At 60.1% G+C, this 17675-nt stretch carries 12 protein-coding genes and 2 pseudogenes; 3 read left to right on the top strand and 11 right to left on the bottom strand.

Features of this window, described 5'->3' with window-relative positions:
- Window positions 1-61 precede the first annotated feature (61 nt).
- Entirely contained in the window at window positions 62-1396 is a 1335-nt protein-coding gene (locus tag U4Y88_RS22780) for an MFS transporter (protein WP_224017349.1), read from the bottom strand.
- 548 nt (window positions 1397-1944) lie between these two features.
- Window positions 1945-2811: a LysR substrate-binding domain-containing protein gene (locus U4Y88_RS22775; RefSeq protein WP_321786556.1), complete on the bottom strand. Its 867-nt coding sequence runs from the start codon at window positions 2809-2811 to the stop codon at window positions 1945-1947.
- 105 nt (window positions 2812-2916) lie between these two features.
- On the opposite strand from U4Y88_RS22775, the gene U4Y88_RS22770 reads away from it, so the two are divergent.
- On the top strand, window positions 2917-3516 hold the full coding sequence (locus tag U4Y88_RS22770) for a LysE family translocator (protein WP_310634241.1): 600 nt from the start codon (window positions 2917-2919) through the stop codon (window positions 3514-3516).
- Window positions 3517-4110: 594 nt separating this feature from the next.
- On the opposite strand, the gene U4Y88_RS22765 is transcribed toward U4Y88_RS22770, so the two are convergent.
- From U4Y88_RS22765 to U4Y88_RS22750, 4 genes and pseudogenes are all read right to left on the bottom strand, one after another.
- Window positions 4111-4368 (bottom strand): hypothetical protein, encoded by a 258-nt coding sequence (locus U4Y88_RS22765; protein WP_321786554.1) that lies wholly within the window; start codon window positions 4366-4368, stop codon window positions 4111-4113.
- A 310-nt stretch (window positions 4369-4678) separates the two neighbouring features.
- Window positions 4679-5305: a hypothetical protein gene (locus tag U4Y88_RS22760; RefSeq protein WP_321786552.1), complete on the bottom strand. Its 627-nt coding sequence runs from the start codon at window positions 5303-5305 to the stop codon at window positions 4679-4681.
- Entirely contained in the window at window positions 5232-7925 is a 2694-nt protein-coding gene (locus U4Y88_RS22755; protein WP_321786550.1) for a hypothetical protein, read from the bottom strand. The genes U4Y88_RS22760 and U4Y88_RS22755 overlap by 74 nt, the downstream gene beginning before the upstream one ends.
- 78 nt (window positions 7926-8003) lie before the next feature.
- Window positions 8004-10511 (bottom strand): annotated as a pseudogene (locus U4Y88_RS22750) (type VI secretion system Vgr family protein); the annotation flags it as partial.
- Between the two features lie 355 nt (window positions 10512-10866).
- Between U4Y88_RS22750 and U4Y88_RS22745 the strand changes: the two are divergent.
- A pseudogene (locus tag U4Y88_RS22745) lies at window positions 10867-11052 on the top strand (helix-turn-helix domain-containing protein); the annotation flags it as partial.
- A 92-nt stretch (window positions 11053-11144) separates the two neighbouring features.
- Here U4Y88_RS22745 and U4Y88_RS22740 read toward each other — a convergent pair.
- Window positions 11145-11507, bottom strand: coding sequence for an H-NS histone family protein (locus U4Y88_RS22740; RefSeq protein ID WP_321786548.1), 363 nt, complete (start codon window positions 11505-11507; stop codon window positions 11145-11147).
- 195 nt (window positions 11508-11702) lie between these two features.
- Between U4Y88_RS22740 and U4Y88_RS22735 the strand changes: the two genes are divergently transcribed.
- Entirely contained in the window at window positions 11703-12332 is a 630-nt protein-coding gene (locus tag U4Y88_RS22735) for a helix-turn-helix domain-containing protein (RefSeq protein WP_321786546.1), read from the top strand.
- A 232-nt stretch (window positions 12333-12564) separates the two neighbouring features.
- Here U4Y88_RS22735 and U4Y88_RS22730 read toward each other — a convergent pair whose 3' ends face one another.
- From U4Y88_RS22730 to U4Y88_RS22715, 4 genes are all read right to left on the bottom strand, one after another.
- Complete coding sequence (locus U4Y88_RS22730) at window positions 12565-13155, bottom strand: hypothetical protein (protein ID WP_321786544.1); 591 nt, start codon at window positions 13153-13155, stop codon at window positions 12565-12567.
- Window positions 13156-13441: 286 nt separating this feature from the next.
- Complete coding sequence (scpA, locus tag U4Y88_RS22725) at window positions 13442-15508, bottom strand: methylmalonyl-CoA mutase (protein WP_321786542.1); 2067 nt, start codon at window positions 15506-15508, stop codon at window positions 13442-13444.
- Between the two features lie 6 nt (window positions 15509-15514).
- A complete protein-coding gene (locus tag U4Y88_RS22720; RefSeq protein ID WP_321786540.1) occupies window positions 15515-16390 on the bottom strand; it encodes a Pnap_2097 family protein in 876 nt (291 codons plus the stop codon).
- A complete protein-coding gene (locus tag U4Y88_RS22715) occupies window positions 16374-17672 on the bottom strand; it encodes an MSMEG_0569 family flavin-dependent oxidoreductase (RefSeq protein ID WP_321786538.1) in 1299 nt (432 codons plus the stop codon). The genes U4Y88_RS22720 and U4Y88_RS22715 overlap by 17 nt, the downstream gene beginning before the upstream one ends.
- Window positions 17673-17675 lie beyond the last annotated feature (3 nt).

Here is a 17675-nt window from a genome sequence, read left to right as displayed (position 1 = left end):
ACTACACATTCCGATTTCAGGAGAAGATCGGGAATTTTTCCATCGACTCAAACGGCGTCGATCAGACTGAATTGACGGAGCGGGATTGGGCTCGCGCTTGCAGCTGCGTGGCGGCGCCGTCGAATCCGATCGGCTCGACTTTGCCCAGCAGGAACAGATAGTTGACGATCGCGATGGCGATCAATGCCGCCGAGAACAGCAGCGCGGGCGCGAACGAACCCGTCGCGCCGACGATGGCGCCCGTGATGACCGGGCCGACCACGCCGCCGAAATTCGACACCATGTTTTGCAGGCCCGCGACCATCGAAACGGCATTGGGCGGAGCGACATCTCCGGGCAGTGCCCACACCTGCGAAGCCGCCACGGTGGTCCCCGACTTCGCGATGCACAGCAGCAGCACGGCGACCCACGCGGATTGCGCAAACGCCGCGAAACCGATGCTCGATGCCATCAACAGGCCGATCACGAGAAAGAGCTTGCGCGTGGCGGTGAGCGAGAGCTTGCCGCTCGCGAAAACGCGGTCCGAGGCCCAGCCCGCGAAAATTTCCACGACGATCGACACGAGCAGCGGCAGCGATGCGATCCAGCCCATTTCCATCATCGTCATGCCGCGCGCCTTCACCAGATACGTGGGCAGCCACGTGATGAAGAAGTACGAGTTGTAGTTGATCATGAAGAAGCCGATGCACATCGCCCAGATGTTGCGATGCTTGAGCAGCTGACGCAGCGTGGGGCGCGCGCCGCCGTGCTGGCCGCTGAGCGCGTCGCTCTCGATATGCGCGATTTCCTCGGCGTTGACCCACTTGTGCTGACGCGGCGAATCGCTGAACGTGAACTGCCAGACCACGAACCAGATCAGCCCGAGCAGACCGGTCACGGCGAACGTGAGTTTCCAGTCGAATGCCGTGAGCATCGCGGCGATGAGCGGCAGCGCGATCGCGCCGCCGAGCTTCGAGCCGCTGTCGAAAATGCCCGCGACGGTCGCGCGCTCGCGGCGCGGAAACCACTTCGAGGCGATGCCGGCATTGCTCGGATACGCGCCCGCCTCGCCGACGCCCAGCGCCACACGCAGCGCGACGAGCGACTTGAAGCCGTTGGCGAGCCCCGTGACCGCGGTCGCCAGCGACCACCACACCACCGCGAATCCGAGCACCTTTTTCTGGCCGAAGCGATCGGCGAGAAAACCGGCCGGCAGTTGCAGCAACGCATACGACCAGAAAAAAGCGGACATCACGACGCCCATTTCGACCGCCCCGAGATGGAACTCCGACTGGATGCGTGGCGCTGCCGCCGACAATACGGTGCGGTCGATGTAGTTGATTGCGATCGCCGCCCACATAAGGCCAGCAACCCACCAGCGCACCTTCGAGCGTTGACGCAAGGCGGCCTGATTCATCTGATGTCTCCTTTTTTAATATCAATATTGCGCCGCATGCGTTTTCGATGCGGCGATGGCGTCTTCGCTGGACGCTGCGGCCGTGTGCGGTTCCGCGCTGACGTTACCGGTGACTGTAACCGGTAACATTCGGCGTCATCCTAGTCTGGTTTACGAATAATTGCCAGTGCTCTTTTTCCCTGGCGTTGTGTTCGTCCAAAACGTCGTAGCCGCAGCGTGGTCGCGCGTGATTGCGCGAGCGGCGAGTACGCATCGAGCGCCATTTATGCGTGCGCGGTTCGTGCGGGAATGTGTGCAGGTGGGACGCACGCCTGATTATCGCGCTGCTCCAGCGGCGCCACGAAGGCAGCGAAATGGCTGCGGGAAGCGCGCCCTCTGCCCGCTCGTCGACTACGCGCGACACGGCACGCGCTACTGATTCCCGGGGCTATCGTCAAGCGCGGCGACGCGCGCCCGTCGCTCGCCATCGAGGCCACGATGGCATATTGCGCGTTGCTGTAGCTAAGACGTGTCTCTCGCGCTTCGCGTATCGAAATCCTTATCGCCAGTCACACGGGCTGGCGAAGTCGAGTCAGTCCATCCCTCAAATGGCGGGCGAGTTCACTTACAGCAGGGAGATTTTGTCCCGGCGACAAGTGAAGGTTGATCCCAAATCCAGGCAGTTCGGGAAGCCCGCTATCGGACGTCAAGATATCCAGTTCGGGCGGCACGGTGGAGGCAAGCCAGGCAGTCACGGCGAGATCGGAGCGCACCGTGGCGGCCGTTGTATCGATACTTCCGTTTTCGAACACGGTACGCCATGGCAGTTCGTGCTTGCGAAGTTCATCGAGCACCGTTGTCCGGAACGCACACGTCTCCGACACCATCGAGATAGGCAGAGGCCGCTTGCGATGCGCAACGCCCCCTCTTGCGCCGACCCAGACCAGGCGATCAATCGCAAGGACTTCGCCGCGGGACGACCCCGGCAACTCCTCAATCAACGCGATATCGATCTCTCCCCGCTTGAGGGCTCGCGTCAGTTCTGGCGAAGCCGCGCACACGAGGGTGAGTTCCACCTGCGGGTGGGCTTGCGCGTAGCTCTTCAGAATCGGACCGAGGAGCGTTCCGATGAGATCTTGCGGCGCGCCGAGGCGAACCGTGCCTTCCATGCTACCCGCGGTCATCTCAGTCCATAACGCGTCATGAAAGGCCAATAACCGCCGCGCGTCTCCCAGCAATCGTTCTCCCGCAGACGTGAGTCGCAGGTCGCGATGATCGCGGAAGAACAACGGACCGGACAGAGCTTCGAGCCGCGCGATTTGTTGGCTGACCGCACCTTGCGTCAGATGCAGCGCGTGACCGGCCGCGGTCATGCTGCCGTGGTCGGCGATCGTGACGAATGCGCGGAGCAGAGCGATGTCGAGATTACGTGCCATTCGTGCATTATGAACACTAATGGAAGCCATCAAAAGAATTCGCTGTTCTAATGCGTGGCGAGCGGGCAAAAATCCAGTCTTCTTGTCTGATAACCGGGAGAAGACGTGCCGCTACACGATTACCTGCCGCTGTTTCTCTTCGTTTTCGTCTCCACGGTCACGCCGGGAGGCGCAACGACCCTGGCGACGGCTTCAGGCGCCCATTTCGGCTATCAGCGATCCTTGCCCTACATCGCGGGGATAGCGGTCGCCTTGGCGTCGATGGCCGCTTGCGCCGCCGCCGGGCTCGGCGGCATCTTGCTGGCTCTGCCAGTCCTGCAACTCGGCATGAAAGCGATCGGCTCGCTTTATCTGGTGTGGCTCGCTTTGCGCATTGGACGGAGCGGTCCCCCTAATCTCGGCGCTCAACCAAGAAAGCCGACCGGATTCGCAAGTGGCGTCTGGATGTTGTGGCACAACCCAAAGGGCTGGGCGATGACGTTGGGTGCCGCAGCATCATTTGCCGCGCTTGCGCCTGATCCGCTTCGATTGGGTGCGTTGCTGGGTGTCTCGTTCGGCATTGCCGCCATGGTGTCGCTTTCGGTGTGGTGCTTTGCTGGCCTCCTGTTCGCCCGTCTGTTGCGGACTGACCTGCAATGGCGGCTACTCAACGGGGCGTTGGCGCTGCTTCTTGTGATGTCGATCATCCCGATGTGGCTCACATAGATATCGATGCGGGCCGTTTTCGAGGTGCATCAGTTTGTGTTTGTGCTTATGCGAACGCAGGACGCAGGACGCAGGACGCGGGTCGACGGGCGCGCGCTCTGCGTTGGTGATGGATCGAGTTGCGGTCGAAAGGTTGCACGAGTCATCCGGTTGCAACGGGTCGGCCAGAGCCGATCGCATCAGGCATGGGTCGGCCACAACCCGCCGTCCAGCGAGCGGACGAACCTGCCGTTGGAGCGACGGCACTACTCCGCTAGCGGCCATTGCTCGTGTGCGGCAACGAAGGGCTGGATGGGTCGCACTCGGCCGGTCGCGTCGCTACAAAGCTCGCCCCAGATCCATGCAAAACGCGTAAGTCTGTGGCCACCCAGAAGGGGACAATCGAAGTTCAGGCCAAAATCGCAGACAATTGAGATCGTGTATCGGCGTCATATGGAGCGCTTGCAGGTGCGTTTGCTGACTGCCATGCACGGATGCGATAGCAGCAATGGATGCGGCCGGCTGGGATTTAAGTTTGTTCTTTCTGGGACTGGATGATAGGCCAATAATCTGCCCTCTTGAATTCGACGAAATCAATCAAAGTAGTAACCCAATTCAAAAAGCAGACGTCATGAACCAGCCCACCATCCTCATCATCAGCGCACTCCCTGGAACCGGCCGCGCCAACGCCTGGCATTCGCCCGCATCGCGATCAGCGGCCGCCGCGAAGAAAAAGGTCACGCCCTCTCCGCCGAACTCCGCAACCTGGACGCGGAAGCGGAAATCATCCGCGCTGATGCCCGCTATGAAACCGATGTTCGCCACCTCGTCGAGCAGACCATTCAGCGCTTCGGGCGCTTGGCGTCCAAGCAACCGTGGTCCAGCCGGGCTATTTCCGCACCGACTTTCTGGATGCGTCCTCACAGGCGGCGTCGCCCAACGTGATCGACGATTAGGATAAAACCTCGTACATGGTGCGCTGCCAGGCCGCGCAGATGATTCACAACCAGCCTGGCAATCCGAAGAAGCTCGCCGCCGCCATGAAGCGAAGAACGCCCATGTGACGCAGAAAACGCAGGTGTGGAGGCATTGTCGGCGTCGATGGATTGCGGCCGGAGTGCCGATCTGACGCTTCACCAGATCCGTACGGACCTCATGTGCGGAGCCACTGACTTCGAGGAGACTAAGGCTTGCACTTCGCCTGATTGCATTTGAAAAAAGCTCTCACGGCGCCCGCAGTCTTGTAAGGAAACGTCGTCTCCTGACCCTCCTGATAACCATCCATCCCTGTCATGACGCCGTTATCAACTACGCTCTTATTTTCGATCAAACGACCCTGCCCATCCGCGACATAGGCATACACCTGGTAGTATTTTCCATATGTCCCAACTCCACGAGAATTCACATCCCAATGGACAATCGTGAAAATATTTTGCCTACCTTCGAGATTCAAGAAGAAGAGCGAATCAACGTTTGGCGCCCCACCTTCAATTGTGTATTTGGCGAAGATTGTTTTCTCGCATCCATCTGAATTTGATCTATAAATAGAAAGATTGATCGTTTGATCCGCGTCGTTCTTTTCGATTGAAACTACAGAATTCTTGTAGATTTTATCCGCGGAATAAACTCCTGCCGAGGGAGAAGCTGCGGGGCAGGCAGTAGCATCGCTCGCACTTGCATAGGCAAGCGAGGCAGAAGAAAGCAAAACCCAGCAGGCAAGGCATTCGAATAAGCGCTTAGGTCGATTCTTGCGGAAGCCCAAGAAGTGGTGCAACTCTGTTGTAAGCAATAAGTCTTTCAGCATGTCCATTTTGTCCTCCGTTGATCGCCTGCGTTACAGCTTGAACATCTCCCGTATCGGCCGCTGGATTCACATTGCGCGTGACGACCCAATAGACGAATGCAGATTCCACTCCATACTCAAGATCCGAGAGAAGAAGGTCTGGGTTATCCAGGAAATTCTTTGGATCGTCAGGAAAGCGGCGATTGTGCTCCCTGTTGAATACCTCATAGTTAGCCTTGAATGTCGTCTGGATCAGGCCACGTCCGCGATATTTATAGCCATCTCCACTCGCCTCGGAACCATTGTGATATTTGCCCGCGTAAACGAAATTAGCGAGATTCTCAGGGTTGTGCGCGTAGTGGTCAGGGTTAGCCCAGAGTTCCGGTCTGAGTTGACCGAAATTGCATACCACGTCGCCGTTGACGATGTGCGATTTGGGCGAGTGATTACCATGAGGCGGCAACTTGCAGCCATAGACTTCTTTCATCCGTTGCGCGGAATAGTCGAGCTGTTCCTGGACATTCTTGAACCCGCTCTCCACTGAAACTTGGGAAAGAAAGTGCGCAAGTCTTTTTGGAGTCGTGATTTCATACCCTTTCGCATATCGGTTCAAATAGGGCAAAATTTCTCTGTGGTAGTCGACCGATCCGCCCGGATCTACGGCACCGAGCATCTCAAGCGTGATCAAATCGGCAGCGTTCATGAAGTTTCCCACCAATCCGAGCGGATGGATATGGTAAACCGTGGCGTCAGGCGGAAAGTAGTCGATTGCTGTGGCTTCCCGCCAGAACCGAAGCGCATCGATACGTGTCTTTTCCGCTTGCCAAACCGGCAGGCCGGCCTGCATATGAGAATCGAGCGCGTCCCATTTGCCCATCTCGCCGCCCCATTCGCTCTCATACTTTACGATCAAATGGTCGATTCGATCCGCGAGCCACGGCTTCCCGAGTGCAGCCTTGAGCTCCTGCGCAGTAATTTGTCCATCGTGTTGTCCTTGCTTGTCGATGGCGTCTTCTAGCTTCTTGATGAGCTCCTCAGACTGCACACTGCCGAAGGCTTCCTGGAAACTCGTGATTTCGTCCGGCGTGCCATCCTGGGCAATGTAAAGCGCGTGTTGAAACATGTCCGAAACAGGCGCATTCAACGTTGCAAGATCGAATCCCGGCCAATCCCACGGACTCTTCAATTCGACAAGTGGATGCCCGTGATCGCACACCCAGCCGTCGACTTGCGTATCGCTTGCATCGGCAACAGTCACGCTGTACCAAATTTTGTTGCTGTTCTCTGCACACGTCGGCACTGCGTCGGTATGGATCACGCGCGCCCACGCAGCGCTCGCGCCACCGGCAGACGAGACGCTCAGGGGGAAATTTGTCCAGGCCTGTCGTACACCTGTGCCATGTAGATCCGCGCGAGAAATCCAGCATGCGTGGCCTGAAAGAGGTTGCCCCGCGGAGTTAACAGCGTGGACTTTGCACCAGGGGCCGCTGCCGGGCGAATCCGTGGTGGTTTTGAGCGATCCGCTAACAGATGTGTCCTGCTGCGCCGGCTGTACCACTTTGGCACCCGCCGAAATCAGTAATAAGGTGCGCGTTTTAGGGTCGAGTTGCTGGGCTCTTGCGCGACTCCGCGAAATATATTGAGCGATATCGTCTCCTGTAAACACCTCGACATGCATCAGGGGACGTTCGCCAAGTTTCGGGGGGAGCGTGTGATGTGCTCGCGCCTCGACGAGCCGTTGAAATTCGCCGGGCCACGCAACGACCTCGCCGGAGTGAATGCGTTGCGGCTTGGGCAGGACATAGATCCGATCTAACGCCGACGGTTGCGATTCGTGATGTGCTTGACCGATAAAAATCCAGCCAGAGGGCGCATTGGCCGGCAACGGATCACCTTCCTTGTATGAAACGATATTGCCGCTGACAAAAGCGGCTATTTGCCCCCAGCCATTGTGTTGATGCCCTATCCTGACTTTCGTCCCGCGAGCCAGCCAACCCACCGGGTTGCCATGTGCTGAAGCCGAAGGCCGCACACGCAATCCAAGGCTCGAATTGTCCGGATGCCCATCGGCAGTCAGGCGCGCATCAGATGCACCCGTACCGATGCTGTAAATATCACTTACGCCGTAGTACGCCGGCAGCGTTTTACGGTGTCCTTGGGGCGCGTCGGGTGCGTTGTAGCCTTTCAGATGCAACGTATGCATATACAGGCTGAAAAACGTCAGAACGTCTTCAGCGGGCGTCGAAGCCGGTGTCCCCTGCGAAGCGCCGTCGGCGCCAGCGGATTGCGCGGTAGCCGTCGGCAAGACTAGCCGATGGCGGACGAGAGTGAAACCGTTGGAATAGCCCGCCTTTATTCCACCCGGATATGCCACCTCTTGAAGCTCCGAATCAAGGCGGAATGCGACGACCTCGCCATCAGCAATACACTTCACGCCGCCATCCTGATTGAAACTACCGGCTGTTTCCGCTCCGAAATGAATGCCCCCGTGCCACAGTCCGTTTACGCCGATCGGATAGAACCCGTCTTGGGCTACGGCGAGACCAGCCAGATAGGCTTCTGGTGTAGGTGGGGTAATTGTGTGCTTGAGTGGAAACGGAAAGCTCCAGCTTGTGACTTTCGACGGTTGTTCTGGTTGTTGTGCCACACGCAATCCTTAATCAGTTCTTCGCGATGAGATCTTCGATGGTCGACTCCATTACCCGGAAAAATCCGAGGACCGGATTGGCGTCTCGCTGTTCCATGAGGGGAACTTTTCATCCAGACGGGTAGGACCGTTGAAGCTATGCTGTGCGCCCTTCACGTCAATATTCCCCGGCGCGTGAATTTCAATCGTGCCGTCCTTGATGCGGATATACGCTCCGCCTGATGTCAGCAGGATCTCGCCTTTCGCCACGGCTTCAATGTTCTGCGTCGCCGAAATGAGCTTGACGGTCTTTTGTGCGGTGACTTCGACGTTATCGTTATGGGCCTGAATCTCAACCTTGCCCTTTCCAGCGAACAGTTTCATGCCGGCGTTTTGTGCAAAGATGCTCAATTTCTGGGCGATGCTGGCAATCAACGACTTTCCAGTCGCGATATATGTACTCTGCCCACTAACGAAATTGAGCTGCTCTTGCGCTGCGATATGCGCGGACTGCTGTGTGGAAAGCGCAATGCCCGCCGGGCTCGCCATCAGCATCACCGGCTCTTTAAACGCATTTGCGTTCCCAGTGCCGCCGCCCGCCGTATTTCCCCCGGTTGCCTTCGCGCCTTGCGCCGTCGATTGCATCGCGCCCGCAAAATCCTTGAGCGCATTCGCGCCGTCCTGCAACGTCTCCGCCTGATGCGTTTCACTCGCCTGCGAAAGTGTGTCGATGACGTCGCGGGCGCTCGTCAACTGCGTATGCGCTTCGTTCACATCGAGCTGCTGACTCGCGGCACCTTTCGCATGTGTGCTGACGTACAGCCCTTGGCCTGCATTGATTGCGCCAAAAGCATCCGATTTCAGATCGAATCCCGTGCCCAGATACACACCGCGCGAATTCGCGTTCTGCGCGACCAGATAACCGAGATGCAACTGCGAATTCGCGCTCGTACTGTAAAGCTGCATGCGGTTCTGGCCGGTGGCGTCGTCCATCACCATCTGGTTGTAGCCGCTGCCGCCGTACTCCTTCGACTTGTAGCCCGAAAGAATGCCGTTCGAATGCCAGTGCGGATTCGTCGAGCCGTTATAGGCGCGCCCTGTCACGATGGGCCGGTCGCAGTCTCCACCGAGCCAGTTCACGATGACTTCCTCGCCCACGCGCGGCACGTGCACGCCGCCGTAGCCGCTGCCCGTATCGGACATCGCCACGCGCACCCAGCACGAGGCTTTTTCGTCACCGGCGTTCAGGCGGTCCCAGTGGAAACGCACCTTGATGCGGTTCAGCGAATCGGTGTAGATCTCTTCGTTCGCCGGCCCGACCACCATGGCCGTCTGCATCTGCATGTCCGGCTTTTGATGCTCGAACGGGCTGCGATACGGCACACTCCTGCGCTGCGCCTCAATCTGCACGAGCAGGAAGCCAACACTTCCGTCCATGCCCTTGATCGTCAGTGCATCGCTTTCACCTTGATGGGCAACCTTGATCCCCGCAAGCTCGCCGTGCAAGCTGTGCGGGAACGACGGTGCTTGCACGGTGGACACCGGCAGATTGTTCTCGATGTACCACGTCGCCTCGATCACCGCGAACTGCCGGTCCTGCGCGCTATCCGTGTCGTGCACCGGGTGGCCGTCGAGTTCGAACCAGGTGCCCGCATCGAGGCGGCGCACGGCGCCCGCGCCTTCGAAGCGTTTGGCGCGCGACTCCCATTCCTCCATGCGGATTTCGGAGAGCGCATCGCCACGCGACTGCTCACCGTAGGTATAGGCGCCGGTGTACTCATAGACTTCCGCCTGCTGCGGGAGATCGCCGTGCGTCGTGAGCATGGGCACCGACGTACCCTTCGGATTCACGGCACTCGACGGTGCCTTGTAATCGAAGGTGCGCGTGGTGAGCGTGACGCTCTGCAGGGTGCGCGTGCCGCTCCATTGCACGAGTGCGTTGGTTTCGCTATTGGCGCCTGACCGGTAAAAATTAACCGCCTGCGGATTTAACACGGGCAATGAATCGATATTATCGACAATAACGACCACATGCGATTTACCGTCTTCAGCCTGTTCGAAATAACTGAATAAGCCCTCGGACTCCATAATCCGCTGGCAGAAACTCCAGTCGTCTTCGTATTGCATGCAGAACGAGCGCGACGGCAATGCATTCTGAATGGCGAAGCGGAATGCGCCCTGGGCCTGGGGATGCGCGTTGAAGACATCGGTGAGAATGGCGTCGGCGGTTTTATCCTGCCAGATGCGGGCGTCCTTGCGGAACTTCAGGAAGTGCAGCCAGGAGGCGAATTCGAGCTGGTAGCTGGTCAAACCGCCGTCCGCGCCCAGGCGCCGCGCCGTATGGACATAGCCGTGATGCGGCAGATACGACTGATCGGTCTGCTGGAGCCAGAGCGTAACCGGCTGGGCGATGAGCCTCTTCAACTCGATACGGTCGTCGAGCGAAACGACATCGAGTGTAAAGCCATAATCGCGGCCCATCCGCGAGCGACCAATTACGCGCTGCGGCAGCAGGACATTATTACCGATTGGTGTGTCGAGTCTGAGCAGCCGGTTAGTTTGTATGAGGCCCCCGGTAATGGCCGCAATAGGATCCTGCGCCCCCATTTTCGATCCTTTTATCGTCGTTTCGAAATCAGCGCCAACATTATACACATGCCCTCACAGCCTGCGATTTCAAAAAGATCTGAATTTAAAAATCCATGCATAACGCATTGCGCATCGCGAGGCGCATTTTATGGCGGTCAGTCGGCAAACCCGATCGGACTCAATGTTTTTTGAAGAAAGCTGACGAATACGGTGCCCCGACGGCTGGACAGATCGACTACGGATAAGGATCGAATGTAAACGACTGCTTTCGGGTCGACTACGGTCCGATCCGATTCCGTCAGCGACGGACCGCTTCGGGTCGCCATGCGCCTCTCGTCCCATCCTCTGCCGCGCATGAAATGACGTTTAGTCAACCGGCATGACGCCGGGCGCATAGTGGCGACATACGCGCCTGCTGCTCAGCCTGCCGCGCCTCGCGGCAGGCGTGTCGATTCTCGAACTTGCGCTGGAGCACGGTTACGACAGCCCGAGCGCGTTCGCCCCCATGCTTCACAAGGTCCCGGGCGTGCCGCCTAACGAGTATTTGCGGGAGAAATAGCGTGTGTGCGCACCGGCCACGAGAGGTCAGAGCGTTTGTCCATTATCTAGAGACTCGTTTTATCTTTGTTTCTGGACAAGGACGACGCCTGCTCATCGCATGCCGCTTTGCTTTCTGATATCCAGTTGAATTGAGCGCCCTTCTGCGTCTATCTCAGCGTCATCGGATTGCTTCACGAGAAAGTCGTTATAGCTTTTGTTCCGAATCCAGGACGGCGCGCGACCGCGACCGCTCCAGGTCGCGCCAGTGACGGGGTCGTGATACTTCATTCGAACGGGCTTGGTGTTATAGGTGCCTCGCCGGTCGACACGTAACTGATTCGGTACAAGGTTGAAAAAGTTCATGACCTGGCGAATGTGCTCGATTGCGGCTTCCTGTTCCTGCTGCCAGGCGGCCACAATTCGTTCATCGAGTCGCGCGAGTTGCTGCTTCAACACTCTCACCTTGCTGTTCATGCTCACTTTCCGTAGTACATGGCCTGGTTAGTGCATTCGCACACCCAGTTCTTTGCCGCTGCCAGCGCCCCGCCTTCGCTCCCACACTCCACGGCCGCGATGCACGAGACTCACATTTACATTCACATATCACTTGATATTTGAATGTAATAATATCCAGTTGAAATTTAAATATCAACTGATATCCTTCCCGCCATGAAGGCCTCTTCCTCCCCGCGGCTAAGCCGCGAAGAAAGTCGATTGCAAACGCGATCCCATTTGCTTGCAGCAGCAAAGCGGTTGATTGTTGAGCGGGGCTTCGGCGCGACCTCGCTGCGGGATATCGCGGCTGAAGCGGGTTATACGCAGGGTGCGTTCTACTCGAATTTCGCGAGCAAAGAAGCGCTATTCATGGAGTTGATGCGAGCGCGATCGACGACGCAAGTCGGCGACATTGCGCAGACGCTCGGCGACCCGTCCACTTCGACGGAGGACATATTGAAAGCGCTGGAGCGCTGGGCGCAAACGCTCGACGCCGAGCCTGAGTGGTCTGTACTGGGCGTGGAGTTTAGTCTTCAGCGGCGCCGCAACCCCGACTTCGCCACGGCTTCAGAAGCGCTTCTGAACGCACACCGTGATGGCCTTGCCTATTGCATCGCGCAGCTTTTTGCTCGCGTAGGAAAGGTGCCGCCCGAATCGCCAGATGTATTGGCAACGGCCTTCATGGGGCTCTCGCACGGACTCGCATTGCAGCGACCGATGCTCTCCGAAGCACCGACTGGACGCATGATTATGGTGTTTTTGCGCAGCTTGTTGGCCTCCGCAAAGCCAACGCGCGAATCCTGATTCCCGTAGACGAGATTCGGAGCTTTGAATACCCGGTGAAATTTCGCAAAGGCCGGCACAAACTTCGCGCGCGCCGTTTATTGAAAGGACACTTGCGAAGTGGGGCTTCAAAGCAATGGATCAATTGACGGATCCAATGGCTTGAGCCCCAGCGTCGATATTTTCCGCGATTAAGCATCCGAACGCGCGCCTGAAAACGCTCGCCGGATGCGTGCAGAATCCAGCCTCACATTCAGGATTTTTTCTTGTCTTTGTCCTGATGTGCCGGCGCTTTGGCGGGCGCGTGCTGCGCCGTCACCTGCGCATGTGCGGCAACACCACCACCGCCATGTTGCTGACCGCCTGCTTGAGGGCCGGCGTGCGCGGGCCCGGCCGCCATATGCGGGTTGCCCGTTGCATGGTCCGGCAGATGGCCTTCATGATGAGCCATCACGGTATGAAGCTCGTCCCGTCGATGGAAAACATCTGCCCGATGATCGCCATGTGCATAGAGCTGGCGATGGCGCCTGCCATCCGCGCCCGTAATCCAGATGTATGTCGAGCCACCGACAAACACAACATCGCTGTCGGAAACAACGGCGATCGTCGCGTCATAAGGCATAGGGGCATAGGTATCTTCAACCACTACGGGCGGTGGCGGCGGTGCGAGCACACTCTGGATCACCGCATCGACATTGGGATCAACGACGAGTTGCCCCTGTGGGTTCGTTACACAGCCTGCAAGTAACGTAAAAGCGGCAACAGCCGCGCAGCGCATGGTCGTTATTTTCATGGTCATCCTCGATGGAATCATTTTTGGTTTTGATCCCGTATCAACGACCATCGCGCCAATTTCTTAAGAACTTGTTTACAAATGTTTATTTCTGACCGTTACAAGTCGGCCCGCGCGAGGCTGACTTTGCGATCGAATGCTTGAGCCATGAACGGCGTGACCACGCCGCTTTAGCTCAACGGCACGACGAAGTCCACCCATAGGCTGGGCATCGAAACGGCCGTCGATCTCGCCGACGACATCTGGGTCTCGGACACGCGAGCAGCATCGCGCAGGCCTCCGTGGATCGGTAATACATCCTCTGTCTCGCCATGCCGATGCCCTCCCGCGCCCGTCATCAGCATGGCGAAGACAGCGTCGCCTCACTCAACACCCGAAGCACATCGACGACGATTCGCTCCAGCGACGTATCCGGTCCAAAAATCTTCGCCACGCCGCACGCCAGCAGCGCCTCGCGATGCGCTTCGGGCACGATTCCGCCGAGCACCAGCGGCGCGCGACAGCGGTGCGCCCGCAGCGCGTCGGCGAGTTTCGGCACCAGCGTGCCATGCGCGCCCGCCAGCGTGGACACGCCGATCACATCGGGCTCGCACGCGCACGCCCACGCAGCGGCCTCTCGCGGCGTCGCGAACAGCGGCCCCATGCGGACGTCGAAGCCCGCATCCGCGAGCCCGGCGGCCACCACGCGCACGCCGCGGTCGTGTCCGTCCTGTCCGAGCTTCGCGAGCGCCATTCGCGGCGGCCGCCCCTGCATCTCGGTCCAGTGCGCCACCGCGTGCCGCGCCGCGCTCCATGCAGCGTCGCCGCCACGCGCGGTCGCGTAGACCTGTGCACCGGTTTCCAGCGCCATGTGCCAGCGCGGCCAGACACGCTCCAGCGCCGCCGTGCATTCGCCCACGGTCGCGCGGGCGCGCATCGCCTCGATCGTCATGGCCAGCAGATTGCCCGTGCCCGAGCGCGCACAGTGCGTGAGCGCGTCCAGCGCCGCGCGCGTGCGTGCGGCGTTGCGGTTAGCCCGCAACTGGCGCAGCCGATCGACCTGAACGGCGCGCACCACGCGTCCGTCCACATCGAGCCAATCGCTCTCCGTGGGCGGCGCTTCGTGATCGCGGCTCACGCCCACGATCACCTGCTCGCCCGCATCGATGCGCGCCTGCGTTCGCGTCGCCGCGCGATGCAGTTGCGATTGCGCCCAGCCGGACCGGATCGCGCCGATCACCCCGCCCTGCGCGTCGATTTCGCCGAGCATCGCCGTCACGGCTTCGATCGTGCGCGCGGTCATCGCCTCGACCATATACGCGCCGCCGAGCGGATCGACCGTATCGCACAGACCCATTTCGTGCTGGAGAATCCGTTGCGTGTCCCGCGCCACGGTCGCGGCGGCCTCGCCCGGCAGCGAAAGCGCTTCGTCCCACGCGTTCGTATGCAGCGACTGCGTGCCGCCCAGCACGGCGGCCAGCGCCTCCAGCGTCGTGCGCACGATGTTGTTGTGCGCATGCTGCGCGTGAAGGCTCGACCCGGCCGTCTGGCAATGCATGCGCAACTGCATCGCCCGCATCGAACGCGCACCGAGCGAGCGCGCCAGATCGGCCCATAACACCCGCGCCGCGCGCAGCTTCGCGATCTCGCCAAAGAAATCGCGGCCCACCGCGAAGAAGAAGCTCATTTGCGCGCAGACGCGATCGACGTCCGCGCCTGCATCGACGAGTCTGCATACATACTCGCGCGCGTTCGCCAGCGTGAGCGCCAGTTCCAGCACGCCGTCGGCGCCGGCTTCCTGAAGGTGATAGCCCGACACTGAGATCGCATTGAAATGCGGCAGATGAGCGAGCACGTGCTGCACGACGTCAGTCGCGATGCGCATCGACGGTTCCGGCGCGAAAATCCACGTATTGCGCGCCATGAACTCCTTGAGGATATCGTTCTGGATCGTCCCACGCAGGCGCGCGGCGTCGACGCCCGACTCCTCCGCCGCGACGATGAAGGCCGCGAGCACGGGCAATACCGCGCCGCTCATCGTCATCGATACGGAGACTTCGTCGAGCGCAATGCCCTCGAACAGCCGCTTCATATCTTCGACCGAATCGATCGCGACGCCCGCCATGCCCACGTCGTCGGCGATTAATTCGTCATCCGAATCATAGCCGCGATGCGTGGGCAAATCGAAGGCGACGGACAAGCCGCGCGCGCCCTGCTCTATCGCACGCCGATAAGCGAGATTCGTCGCGGATGCGTCGGCATAGCCCGCATATTGGCGGATGGTCCACGGGCGCTGCGTGTACATCGTCGCGTGGATGCCGCGCACGAACGGGAACTCGCCGGGGCGCGCATCGAGCCACGGCACATCGGGCAAATCGGCACGCGTGTAGAGCGGCTTGCGCGGCACGGAAAAGGCGTCATTCATGCGGTGTCACTCATGCGACCAGCGTTTATGAGTCACGACGTCGGCGATGCGCATGCCGTCCGCCGCGCGCGAAATCGCGCACCAGTGCGAAAGCCCCGCGTGATCGGCGTGACGCGCGCCGAACGCGAGCACGAGTTTGTCGCCGACGTTAGCGTTGCCATAGAAGGCCATCTCGCGCTCGACGAGCGAAGGCGGCGCCGAATGCTGCGTCGAGCGCCAATGCCACTCGGCGCGATCGACCATCGACTGGAAACTCGCGAAGTACAGCAAATGCGCGCCGTTGAAATCGAGCGTCGGACACGGCAAATAGTCGACCACGTGCTCGACGGCGTGCGCGGCCCGATCGAGCCGTCCGTGCTGCGTCCATTCGCCCGCACGCAAGCGCTTCGTCTGCTCAATCATGGCTTGCGCCGCGGCAGGCGTTTGCGCCGTCATGAGAGGCAGGCGATCGAACGAAGCCTTGCAGACCGAGCGGTTATCGCCGCTCGACGCGCGCCGCACGAAGGTCGACAACATCTCAACCTTCGCAATCGCATTCTCGGTCGTGAACACGCGAAACTCGCCGAAGTGACGCGCGCCCGCAATGCGGCGCACGTCGGCTTCGATGGCGAAGCGCTGGTTCTCGCTCACGTCTTCCAGCCGCGCCTCGCGCACGCGAATCGCCGTGAACGCGGCGTAGGACTTGCGGCCCTCGTCGTCGTAGAAGTCGGGCGACGCGAGGCGCGCCTGATCCGCAATCGCACTCCAGTGCAATTGTCCGCAGGTGCGCAACAGCCATTGCTCGGAGAGCCCGGCAAAAGCCAGCTCGGGCATGCCCGCGAGATAGTGCGTGCGGCCAGGCGCAGGCACCTTCACGGGCGGGACGTCACGCCGCGCGCGCATCGGGCCTCGCCTGCGCGACGATACGATCGGCCAGATACGCGGCGTCGCGCGCAATGCCGGAGAAGCGACCCGAGCCCCACGTATGCAGCCACGGCAGGCCGAGAAAATACAGCCCCTCTTGCGCGGTGACGCCGCGCGCGTGGCCCGGATAACCGCGCCCGTTGAAGATCGGCAGATCGACCCAGCTGAAGTCCGGACGAAAGCCGATACACCAGACGATGCTGCCGATGCCGCTCGACGAGAGATCGAGCGCCGTGCGTTCCTCCGCAGGCTCCCACACGGCGCGATAGGACTCGCCCGGCGGCGCATCGATGCCCTTCTGCGCGATGAACTTGTCGATCGACGCGTTGATGCGGTTATAGGTGTCGTCGGCGCTATCGAGGTTCGCGCGCAGATTCGGTTTGAAACGCAGCGCGCCATCGACGTAATCGTCGAGCACGCCGTATAGCGACATGCCCTCGCTCGCGAATTTACGCAGGTCGATATCGCGGCCGCCGTCGCGGCCCGTGACATAGTGATTGGTGTTGTCGCGCACACCTTCGCGCAGCGGGTGCTCTTCCACGGGCATGTCGTAATACTTCATGTCCGCGAGCCAGTCGACCACATCGCGGCCCCGATAAAAGCGTGCGCAACGCGGCGCTTCGCCGACCGCGAGCACGACCTTGCGTCCGGCCAGATGCAGATCTTCGGCGATCTGCGCGCCCGACTGTCCCGACCCGACCACGAGCACCGCGCCTTCGGGCAGCGCGTCGGCATTGCGATATTCCGACGACTGGATCTGCACGATCGACGACGGCAAACGCTCGGCCATGCGCGGCACAATGGGCGTGTGATAACCGCCCGCGGCCACCACGACCTGATCGGCGCTCAGCGTGCCCGCGCTCGTCTGCACGACGAAACCGCCCTGCGCCCGCCGCGTCACGCGCGTGACGGCCACGCCTTCGCGCACCGGCGCATCGACGTGCTGCACGAAGCCGTCGAGCCACGTAATGATCTCGTCCTTCTTCATGAAGCCATGCGGATCGTCGCCGCGATACGGATAATCGGGCAGCGCGCATTGCCAGTTCGGCGTGACGAGACAGAACGCGTCCCAACGCTGCTCGCGCCAGGTATGCGTGACCGTGTGCTTTTCGAGCACGACATGGTCGATGCCGTACTGCTTGAGGCCATAGCTCATCGACAGACCGGCCTGGCCGCCGCCGACGATAACAACGCTGACATGTTCGTCGCGAATGGGCGTCGACGTAGGCGCGGTTGTGGCCGCGTGCGTCTCGGTAGACATGCG

This window comes from Paraburkholderia sp. J94, from assembly GCF_905220285.1.
In the GTDB taxonomy this organism is placed as follows: domain Bacteria; phylum Pseudomonadota; class Gammaproteobacteria; order Burkholderiales; family Burkholderiaceae; genus Paraburkholderia; species Paraburkholderia tropica_A.
The sequence above is the reverse complement of the archived record's forward strand: the minus strand, read 5'-3'. Positions and strand labels throughout refer to the sequence as shown.